This window comes from Pseudomonas sp. NPDC089741, assembly GCF_044748825.1.
GTDB lineage: Bacteria > Pseudomonadota > Gammaproteobacteria > Pseudomonadales > Pseudomonadaceae > Aquipseudomonas > Aquipseudomonas helmanticensis.
On record NZ_JBIVGT010000002.1, the window covers coordinates 281,825 to 306,894 of the forward strand.

Consider the following 25,070-nt stretch of genomic DNA (forward strand, 5'->3'; position numbering starts at 1 on the left):
AGCATCCGCGCCTATGAAGTTTCCAGGAAGATTTACCAGTGGCGTGCTTGTGCTGTTAACCAGCTGCGCGGCGCTGGCGCAAAGTGAATTGGACGTACGGATCAAACCGTCCAACGATGAACTTAAAGCCAATATAGAAGGCTATATCGGCAGCCTCGGCGACCGTGACGAAGAAGCTTTGCAACGCTTCAGTCGCGGTGCCGAAGAGCAGGCGCGCAAAGCCGCCCAGGCATTGGGCTACTACCAGCCGCAGATCGAAAGTGACGTCAAGGGCGGCGAAAAACCGCGCCTGGTGCTGAACATCGATCCCGGCGAGCCGATTCGCCTGCGCAACGTCACCATTCGTGTCGACGGCCCGGCGGCCTCCCTCAAATCCTTTCGTGTACCGAAAAGCGACGTGCTGAAATCCGGCGCGGTACTCAATCATGGGCGTTACGAAGACGCCAAAAGACTTATTCAGAATCAGGCCTCGCGCTTCGGTTTCTTCAGCGGCCACTTCACCCGCCAGAAACTTCTGGTCGACCCGCGCGCCGGTGTCGCCGACGTTGAATTGATCTACGAAAGCGGCCCGCGTTATGCGCTGGGCAAAGTCAAATTCGAGGGCGACACGCCGTTTGACGAAGACCTGCTGCAACGCATGGTGCCGTTCAAGGAAGGCGAACCGTACGACTCCGAGCTGATCGCCGAACTCAACCGCGACCTGCAATCGAGCGGCTATTTCGAAGGCGTGCGCGTCGATGCTGCGCCGACCACGGCGAAAAACGAGGTGATCCCGGTCGACGTCAAACTCGACACGCGCAAGCCGCGCACCATGGGCCTGGGCCTCGGTTATTCAACCGACGTCGGCCCGCGTATCAAAGCCAACTGGACCCGCCACTGGGTCAACCCGCAAGGCGACAGCTATGGCTGGGAAGCGGAACTGTCGGCACCACGGCAAAACGTCGGGCTGTTCTACGACATTCCGCTCGACCCGCCACTGACCGACAAACTGCGTTGGGCCGGCGGCTATCAATTCGAAGACATCGACGGCTCTGACACGCTCAGCAAGCTGCTGACCTTCGGACCGGAGTGGCACAGCAAGTTGCCTAGCGGCTGGCAGCGAGTGATTTCGCTGAAGTGGCAGCGTGAAGAATATGAACTCGGCGACGACTCGGGCCTGAGTACCTTGCTGATGCCCGGCATCAGTTATTCGTACCTGAAAAGCGATAACCGCATCGACCCGCACAACGGCTATCGACTGAGCTTTGAAAGCAAAGTGGCCAAGGAAGGCCTCGGTTCCGACAACAACCTTTTATATGGCACCGCGCTGGTCAAAGGTTTGACCACGGTGTTCGACAAGCACCGCTTCCTCGGTCGCGTGCAGGTCGGCGGCAGCGCCACCAACGGCTACAACTCGGTGCCACCGTCGCTGCGTTTCTTCGCCGGTGGCGATCAGAGCGTGCGCGGTTACGACTACCAGAGCCTGTCGCCGAAAAACTCCGAGGGCGATCGCATCGGCGGCCGTTACATGGTCGCCGGTAGCGTCGAATATCAATACTCGATCGCCGAGAAATGGCGCGTGGCGACCTTCGTCGATCAGGGTAATTCCTTCAACAAACTCGAACTGCCGAACCTCAAGACCGGGGTCGGTATTGGTGTGCGCTGGGTCTCGCCTGTGGGGCCGATCCGCCTCGACCTGGCCCACGCACTCGACGACGATGGCGGCATCCGGCTGCACTTTTCCATGGGGCCTGAGCTGTGAAGCGTGGTTTGAAAATAACGGCACTGGCGCTATTGGCGTTGGTCTTGTTGATTGTATTGAGCCTCACTGCCGTGCTCGGCACGCAGGCTGGCAGCCGTTGGGTATTGGGTCTCGTGCCCGGCCTGACGGTAGAGAATTTCCACGGTCGTCTTGGCGGGCAATGGAGTGCCGATCATCTGTTGTGGCAGCAGGACAGCAGCCGGGTGGAGCTGAACCAGGCGATCTTCGCCTGGTCGCCGCTGTGCCTGACGCGCATGACCTTGTGCATCGAACAGCTCCAGGCTGATCAGGTGATCCTGCAATTCCCGCCGAGCGCGGAAACCACCGACAGCGGTCCGATCAAACTGCCGGATCTGCAATTGCCGCTGGCCATCGAACTGGGCGACGTAAAAGTCGGCAGTCTGCTGTTCAACGGCAGCGAGCAACTCAAGGGCTTGCAACTGGCGGCGCACTGGACCGCCCAGGGTATGCAGATTGAAAGCATCAAATTGCAGCGCGACGACCTCAGCCTGAACCTGTCCGGCACGCTGCAGCCGACCGGCAACTGGCCGTTGAATATCGCCGGTGACCTGACATTGCCGTCGCCGGGCACTGAACCGTGGACGCTGGCGCTGAAAGTCGATGGCGATCTGCTGAAAACCCTCAACCTGCGCGCCGACAGTCATGGCTACCTCGACGGCCAGTTGAGCGGCGAATTGCAACCGCTGGTGGAAAACCTCCCGGCCAAAGTGCGCATCACCAGCGATGCGTTCAAACCGAGCGCCGACCTGCCCGACACCCTGCAACTTAATCAATTGCTGCTGACCGGCGAAGGCGACCTGAAAAACGGTTACCAGTTAAACGGCAACGCCACGCTGCCCGCCGATAAAGGCCCGGTGGCGCTGCTGCTCAAAGGCAAAGTCGACGCCAGCGGCGCGCAGATCGCCGGCCTCGACCTGACCGCCAACGACAAGCAAAGCCTGAAGCTCAGCGGCAGCCTCGACTGGAGCAAAGGCCTCAGCGCGCAAGCCAATATCAACTGGCAGGATTTTCCGTGGCACCGGCTCTATAACGAAATTGACGAGCCACAAGTCGCCTTGCGTACCTTCACTGGCGAAGTCTCCTACACCGACGGGCAATACCTCGGCAACTTCGACGCCGCACTGGATGGTCCGGCCGGGGCGTTTACCCTGAGCAGTCCGTTCAGCGGCAGCCTGAAACAGATCGCTTTGCCACAACTGAAAATGGAAGCCGGGCAGGGCAAAGCCGAAGGTCATGTGAATGTGCAGTTCGCCGACGGCATCGCTTGGGACACGGCGCTGGAGCTGTCGGCGCTCAACCCGGCGTATTGGGTTGGCGAGTTGCCGGGCACCTTGGCCGGGCCATTGAAAAGCCAAGGCGAAATGAAGAATGACCGCTTGAGCCTCACCGCTGATCTCGACTTGAAAGGCAAACTGCGCGGGCAACCGGCGATCCTTCAGGCCAAGGCCGACGGCGCGGGCGAGCAATGGAATCTGAATGCCCTGCAAATCCGTCTCGGCGACAACAGCATCAGCGGCAAGGGCAGCCTGCAACAAAAACTCACCGGGCAGATCGATATCAAGCTGACGCGCCTGGCCCAGCTCTGGCCGCAACTGCGCGGGCAGATTAACGGTCAGATCAATGTCGCCGGTACGCTGCAAGCACCGCAGGGCAAACTCGGTCTGCAAGGTTCGCAACTGGCGTTCCAGGACAATCGCCTGCAAAGCCTCAACCTCGACGCCACGCTCGACAGTGCGCAACGAGCGAAAATCGACCTCAAGGGTTCCGGCATTCAGGCCGGTGACACCTCGCTGGGCACGCTGACCGCCAGCGCCCAAGGCGACATCAAGAGCCAGAAACTCAGCCTCGACTTGCTCGGGCCGAAGCTGAAACTGGCCCTCGGCCTCGACGGTAATCTGGACAAGGGTAACTGGCGCGGTCGCTTGGCCAACGGCGATATTCAGGCCGGTGGCCAGGACTGGAAACTGCAAAGCCCGGCCAAGCTCGAACGTCTGGCTGACGGCAAAATCAACTTCGGCGCGCATTGCTGGATGTCCGGCAATGCCAGCCTGTGCGGTGAAGACCAACGGCTGGTGCCGGAGCCGAAACTGCGCTACCACCTCAAGCAATTCCCCATCGAAAGCCTCGCGCAATGGCTGCCGAAAGACTTCGCCTGGCAGGGCAAGCTCAACGCCGATCTGCAACTGGATCTGCCGGCCAGCGGCCCCAACGGCGTGGTCAGCATCGACGCCAGCGGCGGCACCTTGCGCATGAAGGAAAAGGATCAGTGGCTGGACTTCCCGTACCAGACACTCAAACTGACCAGCAAACTCACACCGAAGCGCGTCGACACCGAACTCAATTTCGTCGGCGGCAAACTCGGCGAACTGATGGTGCAGGCTCAGCTCAATCCACTGCCGAAAAACAAACCGCTGAGCGGATCGTTTCGCCTCAGCGGACTGGATCTGTCGGTGGCGCGGCCGTTTGTGCCGATGGTCGAGAAACTCACTGGGCGCCTCAACGGCAGCGGGACGATTTCCGGCGGACTCCTGGCGCCGCTGGTCAACGGCACCGTGCAGCTCAGCGACGGCGAAGTGTCCGGCGCCGAGTTGCCGATGGAGTTGCAGAATCTGCAACTTACCGCCCTGATTGCCGGTGAGTCGGTGCGCCTCGACGGCGGCTGGAAAAGTGGCAAGAGCGGGCAGGGCAGTCTCAACGGCAATGTCGCCTGGGGTCAGGCGCTGGTGGTCGATCTGGCATTGAAAGGCACGCAACTGCCGGTCAGCGTCGAGCCGTATGCCAAGGTGGAAGTGGCGCCGGACCTGAAAATTTCCATGGCCGGCGACGAACTGAAAATCGCTGGCAAAGTTCAGGTGCCCAAAGGCGAAATCACCGTGCGTGAACTGCCGCCATCAACGGTGAAAGTCTCCGATGACACGATCATCGTCGGTGCGCAGACCGAGGAGGGCAAACCACCGCTGGCGATGAAAATGGACATTGACGTGGTGGTCGGTGAAGACAAACTCGCCTTCGCCGGATTTGGTCTGACCGCCAACGTGCAAGGTCATGTGCACATCGGCGACAACATGGATACGCGTGGTGAACTGTGGCTGAACGACGGCAAATATCGAGCCTATGGCCAGCGCCTGACGGTACGGCGCGCGCGTCTGCTGTTTGCCGGCCCCCTCGATCAGCCGTATCTGGACATCGAAGCGATCCGCCAGACCGATGATGTGATCGCCGGTATTCGCCTGAGCGGCAGCGCTGAACAACCGACCACGCAGATCTTCTCCGAACCGGCGATGAGCCAGGAGCAGGCCCTGTCCTATCTGGTACTCGGGCGTCCGCTGAGCACCAACGGCGAAGATAACAACATGCTCGCGCAAGCGGCGCTGGGGTTGGGCTTGATGGGCAGCTCCGGGGTCACCAGCGGCTTGGCCAAAGACCTGGGCATTCAGGATTTCCAGCTCGACACGGCTGGCAGCGGCGATGCCACCAGTGTGGTGGCCAGCGGCAATATTACCGAGAAGCTGAGTTTGCGTTATGGCGTTGGCGTATTTGAACCGGCCAGCACCATTGCGCTGCGTTACAAGCTGAGCAAGAAGGTCTATGTAGAGGCGGCCAGTGGCGTTGCGAGTTCGCTGGATATTTTCTACAAACGCGACTTCTGACGCGCGTTTCCCCCGGTCGGGTCGCGTCGTTGCGATCCGGCTTTTGCAGAATGCATTAGACTCAGCGCAACTTGAAAGCTGCGCGGTTGGCGGCTGCCCGAAAACAACAGAGACGCCTATGGTCCGCTTGAGTATGGTCTTGCTCGGTCACGAATTCGTCCGCAAGCGTTGGTCAGCGCTGGCGCTGACGGGCATTGTCTGGGGCGCGGCCGGTGTGGGCATCTTCATTGATGCGCTCGACGGCGTTTTGTATTTCCCGCTGCATCTTTTCGGTTACCTGTTATTGCTCGAAGCGCTGATCCTGCTGCTGGTGCCGGCACCGCAAGCCGGGACCGCTGCAGCCCTGCGCAGAGCGCGAGGACTGGCTTTTCTCTTGCTGGGACTGCTGATCGTCGACCGGCAACACGCCGCCGGGCTGATTCTGGCGGTGCTGTTTGGCGGGGCTTTTCTGCTCGATGGCGGCTTTCGGTTGGCGGCAGCGGTGGTGGTGCGTTTTGTCGGTTGGCAAGTGTCACTGCTCACGGGTTTGTTCGAAATCGGCTTTGGCGTGTTCATCTTCGAGCCGTACCCGACGCTGTATAAGGGCACGGTACCGTTTTGCATTGGCATGAGCCTGTTTCTCACCGGTTGCGCCTTGTTGCGGCAAGCCGTGCGCTTCAAAAACCAGCCGCCGCTGGCCAGTCCTGTCGAGGGCCCTGCGCCGGCCAACAGCGGCGCGGTGGTGATTCATGTCTGGACCCCCAGCGGCACCGTCGATGACACCTTGGTGCGCAATCGCCTGCTGAATCGCTACATCGCGGCGGTCGACATCAACGGCGTGATCTCCGCCGGCCACGCGGCACTGGAATGTGGCCCGGACATCTACATCAGCCATTACCCGTTGGATGACATCGATCGTTCGGCGGGGGATTTCGTGCGCCTGCTGCGGGCGACGCCGAACAACGATGTCGCCGGCAGGTTTCTGCCGGACTATGCCGGCGAGGTGGCGGACTGGTGTCCGTCTTCGGTGCAGGTCAGTTTTGCCCGCTACGATGCCCGGCGACTCAGTGCGTTCTGGGCGGAGTATCGGCAGAACAGCACGTACAACCTGACCAGTCGCAATTGTTCCAGCGCTGTTGCGCATAGTCTCGAAGCGGCGCTGGAAGGGGCGATGAACCGGGGTCATTCGAGCATGCTCGACTTCGCCCGAGTCATCTTCAGCCCCGAGTTCTGGGTCGCCGCGCAAGTGCGCAAACGCGCCGAGGCGATGGCCTGGACGCCCGGGCTGGTGCTCGACTATGCGCGAGCGCTGCATGCGGCCATCGAGCCGGCACCGCCGGGCTGGCACAGCATTTATGCGGTGAGCAAACGTGCCTTTGGCTATGTGGCGACTGCCTTGCGCGGGCGTGAGGTGCATCCGGTGCAGCCGCCACCAGTGCATCCTTCTGACGATTCCTCGACATCCTCATAGAGATCAAAAGATCGCAGCCTTCGGCAGCTCCTACACGGTTCTGATCCCTGTAGGAGCTGCCGAAGGCTGCGATCTTTTGATCTTCGTCACCCCTCTTCAGCACAAAAACCAACTCCACTGGTCAACTATTTACAAAGCTTCCTAACTATTTCGTTGACATTCGCTGCCTAGGCAGTAACATCTCGACATACATTCACTGCCTAGGCAGTTATTAGGTGAGCAAATGAAGCATTTCACCCCGGACGAATTCAAACACTGCCATCTCGGCCTGTTGCTTGGCCGTGCTGCGCTGCTCAAAGACCGGATCATCGACACCCACATGGAACCCCACGGCATTACCGCCGCGCAGTTCAAGGTGTTGATCATCATGGCCCAGTACGGCGTCGATACCCCGGCCGAACTGTGCCGGCATCTGTCGCTCGACAGCGGTTCGATGACGCGCATGCTCGATCGTCTGGAGCAGAAAGGTTTTCTCGCTCGCCACCGCAGCGAAGGCGATCGCCGTCAGGTGCAACTGAAACTGACCGAGCAAGGCCAGCAACTGGCCGATCGCCTGCCGCACATCGGCGCCGATGCAATGAATGAACTGGCCGGCGCCGTCACCCCGGACGAGCTGAAGACCCTGGAATACATCCTCAAGAAAATCCTGCTGGCAGCCGGTGACCCGATCACCCTCCAGCGCTTAGGTGAACACAATGAGCGGTAAAACCTTGCGCAGCAGCCTCACGCTGGTGCTGTCGGCGATGATCCTCGCCGGTTGCGCCAACTACAGCGGCCTCGACACGTCGGGCGCGAGCCTCGATGCGAAAAACCTGAAAGTCGGCCAATCCCTCAACGGCGTGACCCTGTCGCCGGCCGCGTGGCCGAAAAGCGACTGGTGGACCAGCCTCGGCGATCCGCAACTCGACGGCTTGATCCGCGAAGCTCTGCACGACAGCCCCGACATGCAAATCGCCGAAGCCCGCGCCCATCAGGCCAGCGCCGCTGCGTATGCCGCCGATGCCGAGCGTTATCCAACCCTCGACGCCAGCGCCGGCATCAGCCGCTCGCGCATGGCCAAGGATCAGGATCCACGGGGGCAGGGCGATGCTTACGCCACCGTGCGTAATGTCAGCGCCGGCTTCAATTACAACTTCGACCTGTGGGGCGGCCAGCGTGATGCCTGGGAAGCCGCACTCGGTCAGGCCCGCGCCGCTGAAGTCGATCGTCAGGCGGCACAGTTGACGCTGGCCGCGGATGTTGCTCGCGCCTATAGCGATCTCGGTCAGGCGCATATCGTTTATGACCTGGCCAATGACGACCTCAAGCGTACCAAGCAGATGCTCGATTTGAGCCAGCGTCGCCTGAGTTCCGGGATCGACAGCCAGTACCAGTTCCAGCAAACCCAGAGTCTGGAAGCCAGTTCCGAAGCCAGCCTGATCGATGCGGAAAAACGCCTGAGCAGCGCCAGGATCGCCTTAGCCGTGCTGCTCGGCAAAGGCCCGGATCGCGGTAACGAAATCGCCCGGCCAAAAGTCCTGCAAGCCAGTGCTGTCGCGGTGCCGTCGGTGTTGCCTGCCGAATTGCTCGGTCGTCGCCCGGATCTGGTTGCCGCCCGCTGGCGTGTCGAAGCGGCGAGCAAAGACATCGACTCGGCGAAAACCCGCTTCTATCCCAACTTGAACCTGTCGGCTTCGGCCGGTGCCGAATCTTTGTTGGGTGACGCGATGTTCGGTTCGGCCAGTCGCTTCTTCAACATTGCCCCGACCATTTCGGTGCCGATCTTCGACGGCGGACGCCTGCGCGCCAACCTCGACGCCCGCGACGCCGATTACGACCTGGCAGTGGCGCAGTACAACAAAAGCCTGGTGAAAGCACTCGGTGATGTCAGCGACACGATCAACCAGTTGCGTGACATCGGCCGGCAGATCGGTGCGCAGCAACACGCCACCGAGATTGCTCAGGATTCTTACAACACCGTCGTCCAGCGTTACGGTTCCGGCATCGGCAACTACCTGGACGTGCTCAGCATCGAGCAGCAATTGCTGCAGGCCCAGCGTCAGTTGGCCAACCTCAATGCCGAGCAGATCGACCTGTCGAGTCAACTGATGCAAGCGCTGGGCGGCGGCTTCCAGGGGCAAACCCTGACCGCAGCCAACGCCACCCCAGCCACGCCGCACAACTAATTCAAGGTAATTGTCATGGCCACTGCCGAAAACACCCAAGCTCAAGACAACACCCCGGACACCGGCAACCCGCGCAAACGCAAAGTGATGCTGTTGGTCCTGGCGGTCGTGGTTGCACTCGCCTGCGCCGGCGTCTGGGCGTATCACGAATTCATCGGGCGCTTCAATGAAAGTACTGACGACGCCTACGTCAACGGCAACGTCGTCGAAATCACCCCGCTGGTGACTGGCACCGTGGTCAGCATCGGTGCTGACGACGGTGATCTGGTTCACGAAGGTCAGGTGCTGATCAACTTCGACCCGAACGATGCCGAAGTCGGCCTGCAAAGTGCTCAAGCGAAACTGGCGCGCACCGTACGTCAGGTGCGCGGCTTGTACAGCAACGTTGATGGCATGAAAGCCCAGGTCAACGCGCAACAGGCTGAAGTGCAAAAAGCCCAGGACAACTACAACCGCCGGAAGAACCTGGCGCAGGGCGGGGCAATTTCCCAGGAAGAACTGTCCCACGCTCGCGACGACCTGACCTCGGCGCAAAACGCCTTGGCCAATGCCAAGCAGCAACTGAAAACCACCAGCGCACTGGTCGATGACACCGTGGTGTCGTCGCACCCGGACGTGATGTCCGCCGCTGCCGATCTGCGTCAGGCTTACCTGACCAATGCCCGTAGCACCTTGATCGCGCCGGTCACCGGTTATGTGGCCAAACGCACCGTACAACTTGGTCAGCGTGTGCAGCCGGGCACGGCGCTGATGGCAGTGATTCCGCTGGATCAACTGTGGATCGATGCGAACTTCAAGGAAACCCAACTGCGTGACATGCGCATCGGTCAGCCGGTTGATATCGAGTCGGACATCTACGGCAGCGACGTGAAGTACAGCGGCACCGTCGACAGCCTTGGCGCCGGTACCGGTAGCGCGTTTGCCTTGCTGCCAGCGCAGAACGCCACCGGTAACTGGATCAAGATTGTTCAGCGTGTGCCGGTGCGCATCCACATCAACGCCGAAGAACTGGCCAAGCATCCGCTGCGCGTCGGTCTGTCGACCAATGTTGAAGTGAACCTGCACGACCAGAGCGGTCCGGTGCTGGCGCAACAGCCTCCACAAAAGGCCTCGTTCAGCACCAATGTTTACGACCGCCAACTGGCCGAAGCCGACGCGATGATTGCGCAGCTGATCCACGACAACAGCGCAGCGGTCAGCAAAACCGCGCAACGCTGAGATCACACCTGTGGTCAGGGGATTTATCTGAGATACAGGGATTGATCTGGGAAAAGGAATTCCTTGTGGCGAGGGGATTTATCCCCGTTGGGTCGCGCAGCGGCCCCTCTTTGGATCAGGAAAAGACGGGACTGCTGCGCAGTCCAACGGGGATAAATCCCCTCGCCACAGTAGTTTTCCTTATCCCATAGATTGTTTTCCGCATGGGCAGCCGCGTCTGTAACGGACGCAGCGCCAACCCGGTTCCAAAGGATTCGCGATGAGCAATAACGCCTCTTTCACGCCGCCCAGCCTGTTGCTCAGCACCATCGGTCTGTCGCTGGCGACGTTCATGCAAGTGCTCGACACCACCATCGCCAACGTGGCGCTGCCGACGATTTCCGGCAACCTGGGGGTGAGTTCGGAGCAGGGCACCTGGGTGATCACCTCGTTCGCGGTGAGCAACGCCATTGCGCTGCCTCTGACCGGCTGGCTCAGCCGCCGTTTCGGCGAGGTAAAACTGTTTTTGTGGGCCACCATTCTGTTTGTGCTGGCCTCGTTTCTCTGCGGTATCTCGACGTCTATGCCGGAACTGATCGGCTTCCGCGTGCTGCAAGGTCTGGTCGCCGGGCCACTGTACCCGATGACGCAAACCCTGTTGATCGCGGTCTATCCGCCCGCCAGGCGCGGCATGGCCCTAGCATTGCTGGCGATGGTCACGGTGGTCGCGCCGATTGCCGGGCCGATTCTCGGTGGCTGGATTACTGACAGTTACAGCTGGCCGTGGATCTTCTTCATCAACGTGCCGATTGGCATCTTTGCGGTGATGGTGGTGCGCTCGCAGTTGGCCAAACGTCCGGTGGAAACCAGCCGTCAGCCGATGGATTACGTCGGTCTGATCACGCTGATCATTGGTGTTGGCGCGTTGCAGGTGATCCTCGACAAGGGCAATGACCTGGATTGGTTCGAGTCGAACTTCATCATCATTGGTGCGGCGATTTCGGTGGTGGCACTGGCGGTGTTCATCATCTGGGAAATGACCGACCAGCATCCGGTGGTCAACCTGCGCTTGTTTGCGCACCGTAACTTCCGCATCGGCACGCTGGTGCTGGTGCTGGGTTACGCCGGGTTCTTCGGCATCAACCTGATCCTGCCGCAATGGTTGCAGACGCAAATGGGCTACACCGCAACGTGGGCCGGGCTGGCCGTGGCGCCGATCGGGATTCTGCCAGTGTTGCTGTCGCCGTTTGTCGGCAAGTATGCGAACAAGTTCGACCTGCGCCTGCTGGCCGGGCTGGCGTTTCTGGCGATTGGCTTGAGTTGCTTCATGCGCGCTGGATTCACCAATGAAGTCGACTTCCAGCACATCGCGCTGGTGCAGCTGTTCATGGGTATTGGTGTGGCACTTTTCTTCATGCCGACCCTGAGCATTTTGATGTCTGACCTGCCGCCGAGCCAGATTGCCGATGGCGCGGGCCTGGCGACGTTCCTGCGGACGTTGGGCGGTAGTTTTGCGGCGTCGCTGACCACGTGGATCTGGATTCGTCGGGCGGATCAGCATCATGCGTATATGAGTGAAAGCATCAGCACTTATGAGCCGGCCACACGTGAGGCGCTGAACCAGTTGGGCGGGGCAAGCAACCCGGCGTATGCGCAACTGGACCATGTGCTGACCAGTCAGGCGTACATGCTCTCCACCGTGGATTACTTCACGCTGCTGGGCTGGGGCTTCATGGGGTTGATTCTGATTGTGTGGCTGGCCAAGCCGCCGTTTGCTGCGAAGGCCGGCCCGGCCGCATCCGGGCACTAAGGTCAAAAGCCCCTCACCCTAACCCTCTCCCGGAGGGAGAGGGGACTGACCGTGGTGGATGTTCGAGGTACACCGACTTGCAATACCGAGTCGAACTCGGGTTTTGAAAAGCATAGAGATCGGCTCCCTTTCCCCCTCGCCCCCTTGGGGGCGGTCCGACGTTTCGGGAGGGCTGGGGTGAGGGGGTAAAGCTTTTAGCCGTGCGGCAAAGCCAGCGGCGGGGCGAAGTCGAACGGCGCCAAGGCGTACCCGCTCTCATCCACCTGCAGCGCCCAACCCTGACGATCCCAATCTCCCAGCACAATCCGCTTCGCCGCTTCATCGCCGATCTGCAACTTGTGGATCGCCGGGCGATGGGTGTGGCCATGGATCAGGGTTTTTACGCCGAAGGCCTGCATGATCCGCGGAATCTCCTCCGGCGTGACATCGACAATGTCATTGGCCTTCATTCGCGTCTGTGCACGGCTCTCGCTGCGCAGCTTGCGCGCCAGCTTATGGCGGCTGCTCAGCGGCAGGTTACGCAGGATAAACAGGGTGATCGGGTTGCGCAGATAGCGCCGCAGCTTCATATAGCCAACGTCGCGCGTGCACAGGCTGTCACCGTGCATCAACAGCACCGGCTCGCCATAAAACTGCACGACACTCGGGTCCTTCAACAACGTACAGCCGGCCTGCTTGCAGAAGGCCTTGCCGAGCATGAAGTCGCGATTGCCGTGCATCAGAAAAATCGCCGTGCCGCTGTCGCTCAATTCGCGCAGGGCCTGGCAGATGGAACGCTGGAAGGGCGTCATGGCGTCGTCGCCAATCCACGCTTCGAAGAAGTCGCCGAGAATGTACAACGCACTCGCCGAGCGGGCGCGTCCGGCGAGCAAATCCAGAAACGCCCGGGTAATGTCCGGGCGCTCCTCTTCCAGATGCAAGTCTGAAATCAGCAATATCACGCTTCGATGATCTCGGCTTTCTCGATGATCACGTCGTCTGCTGGTACGTCCTGGTGGCCGGACTTGGAAGTGGTCGAAACACCTTTGATCTTGTCGACAACGTCGGTGCCGGCAACCACTTTAGCGAATACCGCGTAGCCCCAGCCCTGAGTAGTCTTGGCGCTATGGTTCAGGAAGCTGTTGTCGGCGACGTTGATGAAGAACTGCGCGGAAGCCGAATGCGGCTCCATGGTACGGGCCATGGCAACGGTGTACTTCTCATTCGGCAGGCCGTTGTCGGCTTCGTTCTGGATGCTTGGACGCTTGTCTTTCTTTTCTTTCATGCCTGGCTCGAAACCGCCGCCCTGGATCATGAAGTTACCGATGACACGGTGGAAAACGGTGTTTTCGTAGTGACCGGCTTTGACGTATTCGATGAAGTTGGCAACGGTCACCGGTGCCTTTTCAGCATTCAGTTCGAGGACGATGTCGCCATGGTTGGTGGTCAATTTAACTTGAGTCATGATCGCTACTCTTTATAAGGAATTCGTGGGTAATGGGACATGTCGACCCGTTACCGGTTCAGCCCGTCAGGGCCAAGGTGCGCAGTTTAGCGTGACAGCCGCGAATTTCGAGGCTGTTTTTTCATTTCCCGACGATAAAAAGCACGCCTTTATAGGGCCTGCTCTGTCAGCCCCTTGACAGCATCGGCTATGATAGCGGCTTTGTTTTGTCTGGCCCCTCTCTGCGGCCGCGCACATGTAAGTCAAGGATCCTATGAGCAAGCCCACTGTCGACCCTACCTCGAATGCCAAGTCCGGCCCTGCCGTGCCGGTCAACTTCCTGCGGCCGATCATCCAGGCAGACCTGGACTCGGGCAAGCACACCCAGATCGTCACGCGTTTTCCGCCTGAGCCCAACGGCTACCTGCACATCGGCCACGCCAAGTCGATCTGCGTGAACTTCGGCCTGGCCCAGGAGTTCGGCGGCGTCACGCACCTGCGTTTCGACGACACCAACCCGGCCAAGGAAGATCAGGAATACATCGACGCGATCGAAGCCGACGTCAAATGGCTGGGCTTTGAATGGTCCGGCGAAGTGCGCTACGCCTCGCAGTATTTTGACCAGTTGCACGACTGGGCCGTCGAGCTGATCAAGGCTGGCAAAGCCTACGTCGACGACCTGACCCCGGAGCAGGCCAAGGAATACCGTGGCAGCCTGACCGAGCCGGGCAAGAACAGCCCGTTCCGCGACCGTTCGGTGGAAGAAAACCTCGACTGGTTCGCCCGCATGCGTGCCGGTGAGTTCGCCGACGGCGCCCGTGTGCTGCGCGCGAAGATCGACATGGCCTCGCCGAACATGAACCTGCGCGACCCGATCATGTACCGCATCCGTCACGCGCATCACCACCAGACCGGCGACAAGTGGTGCATCTACCCGAACTACGACTTCACCCACGGTCAGTCGGACGCCATCGAAGGCATCACTCACTCGATCTGCACCCTGGAGTTCGAAAGCCATCGTCCGCTGTACGAGTGGTTCCTCGACGCTCTGCCAGTGCCGGCGCACCCGCGTCAGTACGAGTTCAGCCGTCTGAACCTCAACTACACCATCACCAGCAAGCGCAAGCTCAAGCAACTGGTCGATGAAAAGCACGTGCATGGCTGGGACGATCCGCGCATGTCCACGCTGTCGGGTTTCCGCCGCCGTGGCTACACGCCGAAATCGATCCGCAACTTCTGCGAAATGATCGGCACCAACCGTTCCGACGGCGTGGTCGACTTCGGCATGCTCGAATTCAGCATCCGTGACGACCTCGATCACACCGCGCCGCGCGCCATGTGCGTCCTGCGTCCGCTGAAAGTGGTCATCACCAACTACCCGGAAGGCCAGGTCGAGAACCTCGAACTGCCGCGCCACCCGAAGGAAGACATGGGCGTGCGCGCACTGCCGTTCGCCCGGGAAATCTACATCGACCGTGACGACTTCATGGAAGAGCCGCCGAAGGGCTACAAGCGCCTGGAACCGGCCGGTGAAGTGCGTCTGCGCGGCAGCTACGTGATCCGTGCCGACGAAGCGATCAAGGACGCCGACGGCAACATCGTCGAACTGCGTTGCTCGTACGACCCGGAAACCCTGGGTAAAAACCCTGAAGGCCGCAAGGTCAAAGGCGTGATCCACTGGGTGCCGGCAGCCGCCAGCGTCGAGTGCGAAGTGCGTCTGTACGATCGTCTGTTCCGCTCGGCCAATCCTGAGAAGGCCGAAGACAGCGCGAGTTTCCTCGACAACATCAACCCTGATTCGCTGCAGGTACTCACCGGTTGTCGTGCGGAGCCATCGCTTGGCAATGCACAGCCGGAAGACCGTTTCCAGTTCGAGCGCGAAGGCTACTTCGTCGCCGATTTGAAGGACTCGAAACCAGGTCAGCCGGTATTCAACCGTACCGTGACCCTGCGTGATTCGTGGGGCCAGTGATTCAGCGTCAAGGAAATTAAAAGTGCTGACGATTTACAACACGCTCACCAAGAGCAAAGAAGTCTTCAAACCGCTCGATGGCAACAATGTGCGCATGTACGTCTGCGGGATGACCGTGTACGACTACTGCCACATTGGCCACGGCCGCAGCATGGTCGCGTTCGATCTGGTGACCCGCTGGTTGCGATTCAGCGGTTATAACCTGACGTACGTGCGCAACATCACCGACATCGAAGACAAGATCATCAATCGTGCTCGCGAAAACGGCGAGCCGTACGACGCGCTGACCGAGCGCATGATCACTGCGATGCACGAGGACGAGGCACGCCTCAACATCCTCAAGCCGGACATGGAACCGCGTGCCACCGATCACATTCCGGGCATGCTGAGCATGATCCAGACCTTGATCGACAAGGGTTACGCCTACGCGCCGGGCAACGGCGACGTGTACTACCGCGTCGCCAGGTTCATGGGCTACGGCAAACTGTCGCGCAAGAAAATCGAAGACCTGCGCATCGGTGCGCGCATCGAAGTCGACGAAGCCAAGCAGGATCCGCTGGACTTCGTCCTGTGGAAAGCCACCAAACCGGGCGAGCCAAGCTGGGAATCGCCATGGGGCGCCGGGCGTCCGGGCTGGCACATCGAGTGCTCGGTGATGTCCACCTGCTGCCTCGGCGAGACTTTCGACATTCATGGCGGCGGCAGCGACCTCGAGTTCCCGCACCACGAAAACGAAATCGCCCAGAGCGAAGCGGCCACCGGCAAGACCTACGCCAACGCGTGGATGCATTGCGGCATGATTCGCATCAATGGCGAGAAGATGTCCAAGTCCTTGAACAACTTCTTCACCATTCGCGATGTGCTGGAAAAGTACCACCCGGAAGTCGTGCGTTACCTGCTGGTGTCGAGCCACTACCGCAGCGCGATCAACTATTCGGAAGACAACCTCAAGGACGCCAAAGGCGCACTCGAGCGTTTCTACCACGCGTTGAAAGGTTTGCCGAACGTTGCACCGGCGGGCGGCGAAGCATTCGTCGAGCGTTTCACCACGGTGATGAACGACGACTTCGGCACGCCGGAAGCCTGCGCAGTGCTGTTCGAGATGGTGCGTGAGATCAACCGTCTGCGTGAGAGCGATCTCGCTGCAGCGGCGGGTCTGGCAGCGCGCCTGAAAGAACTGGCGAGCGTGTTGGGCGTGTTGCAGCTTGAGGCCGATGACTTCCTGCAAGCCGGCGCCGAAGGGCGTGTCGATGCGGCTGAAGTCGATGCGCTGATCGCGGCGCGTCTGGCGGCACGTGCCGGGAAGGATTGGGCTGAGTCCGATCGGATTCGTGATCAGTTGACGGCGATGGGCGTTGTGCTGGAAGACGGCAAGGGTGGGACTACCTGGCGTCTGGCTGACTGACCGAACCTGCTCGGCGTGATGATCGTTCCCACGCTTTGCGTGGGAACGCCTCCTCGGACGCTCCGCGTTCGGCTTTGCAGAGACGCAGAGCGTCCCGGGCTGCATTCCCACGCGGTGCGTGGGAACGATCAACAAAACCCGCCGTGTGCGGGTTTTTGTTTGGCCGCGAGAAAAGCCCCTCACCCTAGCCCTCTCCCAGGGGGAGAGGGAAATGATTGGGGGATATTCAGGAAATACGCCGACTTGAACGTGTTGCTTTGAATCCATAATCAACTGGTTTTTTCAGGTCGATGCATCAAGTCAGACGCCTCGGTCAGCTCCCTCTCCCCCCGGGAGAGGGCTGGGGTGAGGGTTGCTTTTGCCGTTCGCGTAGGTCTTGATGTCGGCAACGCGTTCAGCCGGATGCTGAGCGGCGATGATCATGTAAGGGAAACACCATGGCAAATCACTATCGCGAACTGCTGACCACCCCCGGCGCCACCGGGCTAGTGCTCGCGAGTTCTATCGCCCGCTTGCCACAGGCAATGATCGGCATCGGCATCATCACCATGCTGGTGCAACAAACCGGGGTTTACTGGCTGGCCGGCGCCGTCGCCGGGACGTTCACCCTGGCCAATGCGCTACTCGGCCCGCACATCTCGAGACTGGTCGATCAGCGTGGCCAGAGTCGTGTGCTGCCCATCGTCACAGCATTCAGCATTGGCATGTTGCTGGCGCTGATCACCGCCGTCTACTTGCGCGCTCCAGCCGCGTTGCTGTTCGTTCTGGCTGCACTGGCGGGGACGATGCCAAGCATGCCGTCGATGATTCGCGCCCGATGGACGCAGTTGTTCCGAGGCAAGCCGCAGCTGCACACGGCGTTCTCGCTGGACACTGTCCTCACCGAAATGGCCTACATTGTCGGCCCGCCACTGGCGATCGGTTTGAGCGTGAGCTTTTTCGCCGAAGCCGGGCCGCTGGTCGCGGTCGGATTGCTGGCCGTCGGGGTGACAGCGTTTCTGCTGCAACGCCAGACTGAACCTAAAGTTGTCGTGGGCCACGCCAGCCATAGTGGCTCGACCTTGCTGATCCCCGGCGTACGCACCATTGTCCTCGCGCTGTTGGCGATGGGCGTCATTGGCGGAGCAATCGATGTCGCCGTCGTGGCGTTCGCCAATGCGCAGGGCTGGCCAGCGTCGGCGACCTTTATCCTCGCCGCCTATGCGTTCGGTTCACTGGTGGCGGGCCTGACGTTCGGCGCGATGAGGGTTTCGCTGGCGATCGAAAAACAGTTCCTGATCGGGATCCTGGTCACGGCATTCACCGGCGTGTTGCCGATTTTTGCAGCCGACGTGTATGTCCTGTCAGCGACGCTGTTCATCGCCGGCATCTCGTTTGCGCCAACGATGGTCGTGGTGATGAAGCTGGGGACGATCATCATCCCGCCATCGAGGATTACTGAAGGGCTGACGTGGATGACCACGGGTATCAGCATTGGCGTTGCGCTGGGCGGCATGCTGGCGGGGCTGGTTATCGATGCCTGGGGCGCGCGGGCCGGGTTCGGCGTGGCGATTGGCGCGGGGATCATGATGGTGGTTGTTGTGTTTGTCGGGTTGCGTACATTGGGGGCTGCTTCGGCTGTGCAGGTTGAGCCGGAATTTTCGCCCTCACCCTAGCCCTCTCCCGCAGGAGAGGGGACTGATTGGGGGATGTTCAAGAAATACACCGACTTGAACGTGATGCTTTGAATCCATAATCGGCACGATGTTTCAGGTCGATGTCCAGCGCCAGACACCTCGGTCAGCTCCCTCTACCTCTGGGAGAGGGATGGGCGGGCGGCGTTCCGATGAGGGGCGTGGAGTTCACTCAACCTTCAATCTGCCGCAACCGCTTGTAGAGAGTATTGCGGCTCACCCCAAGCCTGCGTGCCAGATGAGAAATATTCCCCCCGGAAGCCTTCAACTCACGGTTCAACGCCTCCACATCATTCAAATCAACCCCCAGCGGCACCGCGCTCTCCACCGGCTCCATCTCCAGATCAACAAAAAAATCATCCGGCAAATGCTCCAGCCTCACCGGTTGTTCCTCGGCCATGGCCAGCGCCACCTGCATCACGCTGCTGACCTGACGCAAATTCCCCGGCCACGGATGCCGTTCGAACAACTCCAGCACCTCACGACTCAACCCGGCCCATTGCGTCGGTTCACGATGCTGTTCCCACAGCCGCTTGAACAACGCCTCCTTGTCACTGCGCTCGCGCAATGGCGGCAACTCCAGCGTCAGCCCGCCAATGCGGTAATACAAATCCTCCCTGAACCGGCCCAATTGCACTTGTTCGCGTAAAGAGCGGTTAGTCGCCGAGATAATCCGCAAATCCACCGCAAACAACTCGCTGCTGCCCACTGGCTGCACGCAACGCTCCTGCAACACCCGCAACAACCGCGCCTGCGTCGGCAGTGGCATGTCGCCGATTTCATCAAGGAACAACGTGCCTTTGTCTGCCTTGCGAATCAGGCCGATGCTGCCTTTCTGGTTGGCGCCGGTGAACGCGCCTTTCTCGTAGCCGAACAGTTCCGACTCGACCAGTTCGGCGGGGATCGCCGCACAGTTGACGGCAATGAATGCCTGTTTGCTCCGCGAGCTGGCCTGATGCAGGGCTTTGACGAAGACTTCTTTGCCGACTCCGGTTTCGCCATGGATCAGTAGAGGAATGTCTTTTTCCAGCAAGCGTTCCGCCTGACGCACGGCTTTTTCCACACGACTGTCGCCGAAGTGCAGGGTGTTGAGGCTGATGGCGCCGGCTGTCTTGATCGGCGCTTCGACGCTTTTTGCTTCAGCGAAGAGGCGAGGTTGAATCGGCGCCTGTTTCGGCCGCTTCAACAAACATTGAAAACGGTTACGCCCGGAGGTCTGCAAGGCAAACGGCAGGCCGTCCGGTTGATTGATCAATTCCAGCAGCGACACCTTGAACAGGCTCTCGACGCTGACCCGCGACAGGCGCACGCCGAGCAGATTGTCCGCCCGGCGATTAGCCGATAGCACCTGACCGCTCTCATCAAAGATCAACAACCCGGCCCACTGACTGTCGAGGTTGTTCAGCCCGGTGTTGAAGGTCAGTTGAAAGTGCTGGCCATGGAACAGGTTGAGGATCAGCCGGTTTTCCACGGTCTGGCTCATCATCTTGACCATGCCCAAGGTGTGCGAGGGCGGCAGGTAGCTGTCGCTGGACACGTCGAGCACCGCGATCACCTTGCGCTCGGCGTCGAAAATCGGCGCGGCGGAACCGGTCATGAAACGGTTGGCCTTGAGAAAATGTTCGTCGTGTTCGATGTGCACGGCTTGCTCACAGGCCAGCGCCGTGCCGATCGCATTGGTGCCGCTGGTGCGTTCCACCCAGCTCGCACCGGCCTGAAACCCTCGCGCCAGATTCGGTTCGATAAAGCGTTGCGTGCCCCACGAGGTCAGCACTTGGCCCTGATTGTCCGCGAGCATGATCAAGCAGTTGGAGTTGCTGAGGATGTTTTCGTAATAGGGCAGAACTTCCTGATGCGTGGTCTGCACCAGTGAGTGATGACTGTCGAGCAGATGCGCAATGCCGGCGGCAGGCAACTGATCGAAGGCCGGCGTGCTCTGGTGATCAAGACCGAACGCGCGGCAACGTTGCCAGGAAGTCTGGACGATCGCGTCGTGGGACAGCGGCGGGGCAGGTGCGGCCATGGCAGTCAGCCTCTGATGCAGCATTCTTATTATTGTTATGCGATCCCCTCTGTAGGAGCTGCCGCAGGCTGCGATCTTGTGATCTTTTTTGTAAAAAACAGGATCAAAAGATCGCAGCCTGCGGCAGCTCCTACAGGGGGATCGGTTCGCAAAAAGCGTTCATAGAGTGTTGTTCACTATTGTTCATTGTCAATCGCCCAACTGTTCAAATGTGTTCAGCAATGAACGCCGGCTCCCCGTGCTTTCAACGATTTTCGCGACAAATCAATCACTTGCCATTTCTGGCACGAAACTCGCTCCCGTGCACAGGTCGCTTGACTCCAATAATAAAAAGGCCGAGCCATGTCACTCACCCTGGAGCACGTCAGCCGTACCGTCGAGGGCCAGACCTGGATCGACGATGCGTGCCTGAAATTCGAAGCCGGTTCCTTCAACGTTTTGCTCGGCCGTACGCTGTCCGGCAAAACCAGCCTGATGCGCTTGATGGCTGGTCTCGACAAGCCCGACAGCGGCCGCATCCTGATGAACGGCGTCGATGTCACCCAACGCCCGGTGCGTTTGCGCAACGTGTCGATGGTCTATCAGCAGTTCATCAACTACCCGACCATGACCGTGTTCGAGAACATCGCCTCGCCGCTGCGGCAGGCCGGTGTATCGAAAGAGATCATTCACAGCAAAGTGCAGGAAACCGCGCGAATGCTGCGCATCGAGAAGTTTCTGCAGCGCTATCCGCTGGAACTCTCTGGCGGCCAACAGCAGCGCACCGCCATGGCTCGCGCACTGGTCAAAGACGCCGAGTTGATCCTGTTCGACGAACCGCTGGTCAACCTCGACTACAAACTGCGCGAAGAGCTGCGCCAGGAAATGCGCGAGCTGTTCAAGGCGCGCCACACCATCGCCATTTATGCCACCACCGAACCCAACGAAGCGCTGGCTCTCGGCGGCACCACGACCATTCTTCACGAAGGCCGGGTGATCCAGAGCGGGCCGTCCACTTCGGTGTATCACCAGCCGCAAACCGTGCTCGCTGCCGAATTGTTCTCCGAACCACCGATCAACCTGATGCCCGGGCGCATCGCCGGCAACGAAGTCAGTTTCGCCAATTTCGTGCACTTCCCGTTGAATGTCGATCTGCGTCCGGTGGGTGAGGGCGAATTCCGCTTTGGCGTGCGCCCCAGCCATATCTCATTGGTGCCGAGCAACGATGACGATCTGGAATTGGCCGTCACCGTCGAAGTCGCCGAGATCAGCGGTTCGGAAACCTTCCTGCACGTGCGCAACGAGCATTTCCTGCTGGTGCTGCACCTGCCCGGCGTTCACGAATACGACGTCGATGCGCCGATCCGCATTTATATCCCGACCCACAAACTGTTCGTTTTCGATGCGCAGGGCCGTCTGGTGCAAGCACCGGGCCGGCGTGTCGCGAGGGTTGCCTGATGGCTGAAATCCGTTTGCAGCACCTCGCCCACAGCTACAGCAAAACCCCGAGTGGCGCGGAGGATTATGCGATCCGCGAGATGGATCACGTCTGGGAGCAGGGCGGTGCCTACGCCTTGCTCGGGCCGTCGGGTTGCGGCAAGTCGACTTTGCTCAACATCATTTCCGGCCTGCTCAGCCCGTCGCAGGGCCACGTGTTGTTCGACGGTAAAGCGGTTAATGACCTGACGCCGGAGAAGCGCAACATTGCCCAGGTTTTCCAGTTTCCGGTGGTCTACGACACCATGACCGTGTTCGATAACCTTGCCTTTCCCCTGCGCAATCAGGGCATGGCCGAGGCGAAAGTGCACAGCAAGGTGCAGGAGATTGCCGAAGTCCTCGACCTGCAAAACCTCCTGAGCAAAAAGGCGCGCAACCTCACCGCCGACGAAAAACAGAAAGTCTCGATGGGCCGTGGGCTGGTACGCGATGACGTCTCGGCGATCCTCTTCGACGAACCGCTGACGGTGATCGACCCGCACCTGAAGTGGAAACTGCGGCGCAAGCTCAAGCAGATCCATGAGCAGTTCAATATCACCATGGTCTACGTCACCCACGATCAACTCGAGGCTTCGACCTTCGCCGACAAGATTGCGGTGATGTACGGCGGCCAGATTGTGCAATTCGGCACACCACGGGAATTGTTCGAGCGGCCGAGCCATACCTTTGTCGGCTATTTCATCGGCAGCCCGGGGATGAACCTGATCGAGGTGCAGCCACAACCCGGCGGCGTCGGTTTCGCCTCGACGCACCTGCCGCTGTCCGACGCGATGCAGCGGCATATCGAACACGGCCAGTGGAAAAATCTCAAGGTCGGTATCCGCCCCGAATTCATTCATGTCTGGGATGAGCCGTTTGATGACGCCATGCAGGCAAAAGTCATCCACGTCGAAGACCTCGGCACCTACAAGATCATGACCCTCGACCTCGACGGCGCACCGCTGAAAGTCCGTCTGGCCGAAGACAAACCGGTGCCGCAAGGCACTGCCTACATCAGTTTTCCGGCGCAGTGGTTGATGGTTTATGCCGATGAATTTCTGCTTGAAGCCGGTGATGAGGTGCAGCCATGAACAAGGTGCAGAACAACAAGGCCTGGTGGCTGGTGTTGCCGGTGTTCCTGCTGGTGGCGTTCAGTGCGGTGATCCCGATGATGACCGTGGTCAACTATTCGGTGCAGGACATCTTCGACCAGTCCAGCCGCTACTTCGTCGGCGCTGACTGGTACAAGCAGGTGCTGCTTGATCCGCGTTTGCACGACTCGTTGCTGCGCCAGTTCATCTACTCGGCCTGCGTGTTGCTGATCGAAATTCCGCTGGGCATCGCCGTCGCGCTGACCATGCCGACCAAGGGTCGCTGGTCGTCGGTGGTGCTGATCATTCTGGCGATTCCGCTGCTGATCCCGTGGAACGTGGTCGGCACCATCTGGCAGATTTTCGGCCGCGCCGACATCGGTCTGCTCGGTTCCAGCCTCAACGCGATGGGCATCAGCTACAACTACGCAGCCCACACCATGGACGCCTGGGTGACGGTGCTGGTGATGGACGTCTGGCACTGGACTTCACTGGTGGCGTTGCTGTGTTTCTCCGGATTGCGCGCGATTCCCGACGTGTATTACCAGGCTGCGCGGATTGATCGAGCCTCGGCGTGGGCGGTGTTCCGCCATATTCAGTTGCCCAAGCTGAAAAGCGTACTGCTGATCGCGGTAATGCTGCGCTTCATGGACAGTTTCATGATCTACACCGAGCCGTTCGTGCTCACCGGCGGCGGGCCGGGCAATGCCACGACCTTCCTGAGTCAGACGTTGACGCAGATGGCCGTAGGGCAATTCGACCTCGGTCCGGCAGCGGCGTTTTCGCTGGTGTACTTCCTGATCATCCTGTTGGTGTCCTGGCTGTTCTACACCGCCATGACGCACTCCGACGCCAACCGCTGAGGCCCGGCCATGAGCAAAAGAAAGCTTATTCCGTTGCTGGTGTACATCCTGTTTCTGCTGGTGCCGATCTACTGGCTGCTGAACATGTCGTTCAAGAGCAACACCGAAATCCTCGGCGGGTTGACCCTGTTTCCGCAGGATTTCACCTGGCACAACTACAAGGTGATCTTCACTGACCCGAGTTGGTACAACGGTTATCTCAACTCGTTGTATTACGTCAGCCTCAACACGGTGATCTCGCTGAGCGTGGCGTTGCCGGCGGCGTATGCGTTTTCGCGCTATCGTTTTCTCGGCGACAAGCATTTGTTCTTCTGGCTGCTGACCAACCGCATGGCGCCACCGGCGGTGTTTTTGCTGCCGTTCTTTCAGTTGTATTCGTCGATCGGTTTGTTCGACACGCACATCGCCGTGGCGTTGGCGCATTGCCTTTTCAACGTGCCATTGGCGGTGTGGATTCTCGAAGGTTTCATGTCCGGTGTGCCCAAGGAAATCGACGAAACCGCGTACATCGACGGCTACAGTTTCCCCAAGTTCTTCGTGAAGATTTTCATCCCGCTGATCGGTTCCGGTATCGGTGTGACGGCGTTTTTCTGCTTCATGTTTTCCTGGGTCGAACTGCTGCTCGCGCGCACGTTGACCTCGGTAAATGCCAAACCGATCGCAGCGGTGATGACCCGCACGGTGTCGGCCTCGGGTATCGACTGGGGCGTGCTGGCAGCCGCGGGGGTGTTGACCATTCTGCCGGGCATGCTGGTGATCTGGTTTGTTCGCAACCACGTGGCCAAGGGCTTTGCCCTCGGTCGGGTCTGAGGAGCTGATGATGGAATGGATGAGCTGGACCACCCCGACAGCGGGGTTCTTCATCGCCATTGGTCTGCTGCTGGTGGGCATGACCACGTGGGAATTGCGCTCGCCGAGCATCCTGCGGCGAGGTTTTCTGCCGATTGCCACCACCCGTGGCGATCGCTTGTTTATCGGTCTTCTCGGCAGCGCCTACCTGCATTTGCTGGTCATCGGCGCCACCGACTGGAGCATCTGGGTGGCGTCCGCGTTGTCCCTGGTGTGGCTGTTGGCTGTGATGCGTTGGGGCTAGTCGAGTCATTCGGCAACCGTGCTCCGAAATCCTAAACA

Annotated in this window: 18 protein-coding genes; 15 read left to right on the forward strand and 3 right to left on the reverse strand. The window is 59.9% G+C overall.

Annotated features, from left to right (window positions below; translation table 11 throughout):
• Positions 1-13: 13 nt before the first annotated feature.
• From ACIPZE_RS03420 to ACIPZE_RS03450, 7 genes are all read left to right on the forward strand, one after another.
• The gene (locus ACIPZE_RS03420; RefSeq protein ID WP_400771373.1) at positions 14-1,741 is read left to right on the forward strand and encodes an autotransporter assembly complex family protein; all 1,728 of its coding nucleotides are present in this window, start codon (positions 14-16) and stop codon (positions 1,739-1,741) included.
• A complete protein-coding gene (locus tag ACIPZE_RS03425; RefSeq protein ID WP_400771376.1) occupies positions 1,738-5,412 on the forward strand; it encodes a translocation/assembly module TamB domain-containing protein in 3,675 nt (1,224 codons plus the stop codon). Before ACIPZE_RS03420 ends, ACIPZE_RS03425 begins: the two co-directional genes overlap by 4 nt.
• 118 nt (positions 5,413-5,530) lie before the next feature.
• Positions 5,531-6,862, forward strand: coding sequence for a hypothetical protein (locus tag ACIPZE_RS03430; protein ID WP_400771379.1), 1,332 nt, complete (start codon positions 5,531-5,533; stop codon positions 6,860-6,862).
• A gap of 223 nt (positions 6,863-7,085) precedes the next feature.
• Positions 7,086-7,568, forward strand: a complete 483-nt coding sequence (locus ACIPZE_RS03435; protein WP_397481919.1) for a MarR family winged helix-turn-helix transcriptional regulator — start codon at positions 7,086-7,088, stop codon at positions 7,566-7,568.
• Positions 7,558-9,027, forward strand: coding sequence for an efflux transporter outer membrane subunit (locus ACIPZE_RS03440; RefSeq protein WP_400771381.1), 1,470 nt, complete (start codon positions 7,558-7,560; stop codon positions 9,025-9,027). The genes ACIPZE_RS03435 and ACIPZE_RS03440 overlap by 11 nt, the downstream gene beginning before the upstream one ends.
• A 15-nt stretch (positions 9,028-9,042) precedes the next feature.
• A complete protein-coding gene (locus ACIPZE_RS03445; RefSeq protein WP_283436933.1) occupies positions 9,043-10,245 on the forward strand; it encodes an efflux RND transporter periplasmic adaptor subunit in 1,203 nt (400 codons plus the stop codon).
• 259 nt (positions 10,246-10,504) lie between these two features.
• Positions 10,505-12,034 (forward strand): DHA2 family efflux MFS transporter permease subunit, encoded by a 1,530-nt coding sequence (locus ACIPZE_RS03450; protein WP_129392154.1) that lies wholly within the window; start codon positions 10,505-10,507, stop codon positions 12,032-12,034.
• A gap of 194 nt (positions 12,035-12,228) precedes the next feature.
• Here ACIPZE_RS03450 and lpxH read toward each other — a convergent pair whose 3' ends face one another.
• Both lpxH and ACIPZE_RS03460 read right to left on the reverse strand, forming a co-directional pair.
• Positions 12,229-12,975 (reverse strand): UDP-2,3-diacylglucosamine diphosphatase, encoded by a 747-nt coding sequence (gene lpxH, locus ACIPZE_RS03455; protein WP_129392157.1) that lies wholly within the window; start codon positions 12,973-12,975, stop codon positions 12,229-12,231.
• A complete protein-coding gene (locus tag ACIPZE_RS03460; protein ID WP_129392160.1) occupies positions 12,972-13,478 on the reverse strand; it encodes a peptidylprolyl isomerase in 507 nt (168 codons plus the stop codon). The genes lpxH and ACIPZE_RS03460 overlap by 4 nt, the downstream gene beginning before the upstream one ends.
• A gap of 253 nt (positions 13,479-13,731) precedes the next feature.
• Here ACIPZE_RS03460 and ACIPZE_RS03465 point away from each other — a divergent pair, with 253 nt between their 5' ends.
• From ACIPZE_RS03465 to ACIPZE_RS03475, 3 genes are all read left to right on the forward strand, one after another.
• On the forward strand, positions 13,732-15,429 hold the full coding sequence (locus tag ACIPZE_RS03465) for a glutamine--tRNA ligase/YqeY domain fusion protein (RefSeq protein WP_283436931.1): 1,698 nt from the start codon (positions 13,732-13,734) through the stop codon (positions 15,427-15,429).
• A 22-nt stretch (positions 15,430-15,451) separates the two neighbouring features.
• The gene (gene cysS / locus ACIPZE_RS03470) at positions 15,452-16,834 is read left to right on the forward strand and encodes a cysteine--tRNA ligase (protein ID WP_129392166.1); all 1,383 of its coding nucleotides are present in this window, start codon (positions 15,452-15,454) and stop codon (positions 16,832-16,834) included.
• 437 nt (positions 16,835-17,271) lie between these two features.
• Entirely contained in the window at positions 17,272-18,489 is a 1,218-nt protein-coding gene (locus tag ACIPZE_RS03475; protein ID WP_400771386.1) for an MFS transporter, read from the forward strand.
• Positions 18,490-18,679: 190 nt separating this feature from the next.
• On the opposite strand, the gene ACIPZE_RS03480 is transcribed toward ACIPZE_RS03475, so the two are convergent.
• Complete coding sequence (locus ACIPZE_RS03480) at positions 18,680-20,530, reverse strand: sigma-54-dependent Fis family transcriptional regulator (protein WP_400771389.1); 1,851 nt, start codon at positions 20,528-20,530, stop codon at positions 18,680-18,682.
• Between the two features lie 342 nt (positions 20,531-20,872).
• On the opposite strand from ACIPZE_RS03480, the gene ACIPZE_RS03485 reads away from it, so the two are divergent.
• The 5 genes from ACIPZE_RS03485 to ACIPZE_RS03505 are packed head-to-tail and all read left to right on the forward strand — an operon-like array spanning position 20,873 to position 25,032.
• Complete coding sequence (locus ACIPZE_RS03485; protein WP_129392178.1) at positions 20,873-21,967, forward strand: ABC transporter ATP-binding protein; 1,095 nt, start codon at positions 20,873-20,875, stop codon at positions 21,965-21,967.
• Complete coding sequence (locus ACIPZE_RS03490) at positions 21,967-23,076, forward strand: ABC transporter ATP-binding protein (RefSeq protein WP_400771392.1); 1,110 nt, start codon at positions 21,967-21,969, stop codon at positions 23,074-23,076. The genes ACIPZE_RS03485 and ACIPZE_RS03490 overlap by 1 nt, the downstream gene beginning before the upstream one ends.
• Positions 23,073-23,939, forward strand: a complete 867-nt coding sequence (locus tag ACIPZE_RS03495) for a carbohydrate ABC transporter permease (protein ID WP_400771395.1) — start codon at positions 23,073-23,075, stop codon at positions 23,937-23,939. The genes ACIPZE_RS03490 and ACIPZE_RS03495 overlap by 4 nt, the downstream gene beginning before the upstream one ends.
• A gap of 9 nt (positions 23,940-23,948) precedes the next feature.
• Positions 23,949-24,749, forward strand: coding sequence for a carbohydrate ABC transporter permease (locus tag ACIPZE_RS03500; RefSeq protein ID WP_102357788.1), 801 nt, complete (start codon positions 23,949-23,951; stop codon positions 24,747-24,749).
• A gap of 10 nt (positions 24,750-24,759) precedes the next feature.
• Positions 24,760-25,032 carry a DUF2160 domain-containing protein gene (locus tag ACIPZE_RS03505; RefSeq protein WP_103305295.1) on the forward strand — a complete coding sequence of 91 codons (273 nt, stop codon included), beginning with the start codon at positions 24,760-24,762 and terminating at the stop codon, positions 25,030-25,032.
• Positions 25,033-25,070 lie beyond the last annotated feature (38 nt).

Excerpts from the sequence above, each read along its gene's own strand:
- ACIPZE_RS03420 (WP_400771373.1), top strand. The coding sequence starts at position 14 with ATGAAGTTTCCAGGAAGATTTACCAGTGGCGTGCTTGTGCTGTTAACC.
- ACIPZE_RS03430 (WP_400771379.1), top strand. The coding sequence starts at position 5,531 with ATGGTCCGCTTGAGTATGGTCTTGCTCGGTCACGAATTCGTCCGCAAG.
- ACIPZE_RS03435 (WP_397481919.1), top strand. The coding sequence starts at position 7,086 with ATGAAGCATTTCACCCCGGACGAATTCAAACACTGCCATCTCGGCCTG.
- ACIPZE_RS03440 (WP_400771381.1), top strand. The coding sequence starts at position 7,558 with ATGAGCGGTAAAACCTTGCGCAGCAGCCTCACGCTGGTGCTGTCGGCG.
- ACIPZE_RS03445 (WP_283436933.1), top strand. The coding sequence starts at position 9,043 with ATGGCCACTGCCGAAAACACCCAAGCTCAAGACAACACCCCGGACACC.
- ACIPZE_RS03450 (WP_129392154.1), top strand. The coding sequence starts at position 10,505 with ATGAGCAATAACGCCTCTTTCACGCCGCCCAGCCTGTTGCTCAGCACC.
- ACIPZE_RS03460 (WP_129392160.1), bottom strand. The coding sequence starts at position 13,478 with ATGACTCAAGTTAAATTGACCACCAACCATGGCGACATCGTCCTCGAA.
- ACIPZE_RS03465 (WP_283436931.1), top strand. The coding sequence starts at position 13,732 with ATGAGCAAGCCCACTGTCGACCCTACCTCGAATGCCAAGTCCGGCCCT.
- ACIPZE_RS03475 (WP_400771386.1), top strand. The coding sequence starts at position 17,272 with ATGGCAAATCACTATCGCGAACTGCTGACCACCCCCGGCGCCACCGGG.
- ACIPZE_RS03480 (WP_400771389.1), bottom strand. The coding sequence starts at position 20,530 with ATGGCCGCACCTGCCCCGCCGCTGTCCCACGACGCGATCGTCCAGACT.
- ACIPZE_RS03485 (WP_129392178.1), top strand. The coding sequence starts at position 20,873 with ATGTCACTCACCCTGGAGCACGTCAGCCGTACCGTCGAGGGCCAGACC.
- ACIPZE_RS03490 (WP_400771392.1), top strand. The coding sequence starts at position 21,967 with ATGGCTGAAATCCGTTTGCAGCACCTCGCCCACAGCTACAGCAAAACC.
- ACIPZE_RS03495 (WP_400771395.1), top strand. The coding sequence starts at position 23,073 with ATGAACAAGGTGCAGAACAACAAGGCCTGGTGGCTGGTGTTGCCGGTG.
- ACIPZE_RS03500 (WP_102357788.1), top strand. The coding sequence starts at position 23,949 with ATGAGCAAAAGAAAGCTTATTCCGTTGCTGGTGTACATCCTGTTTCTG.
- ACIPZE_RS03505 (WP_103305295.1), top strand. The coding sequence starts at position 24,760 with ATGGAATGGATGAGCTGGACCACCCCGACAGCGGGGTTCTTCATCGCC.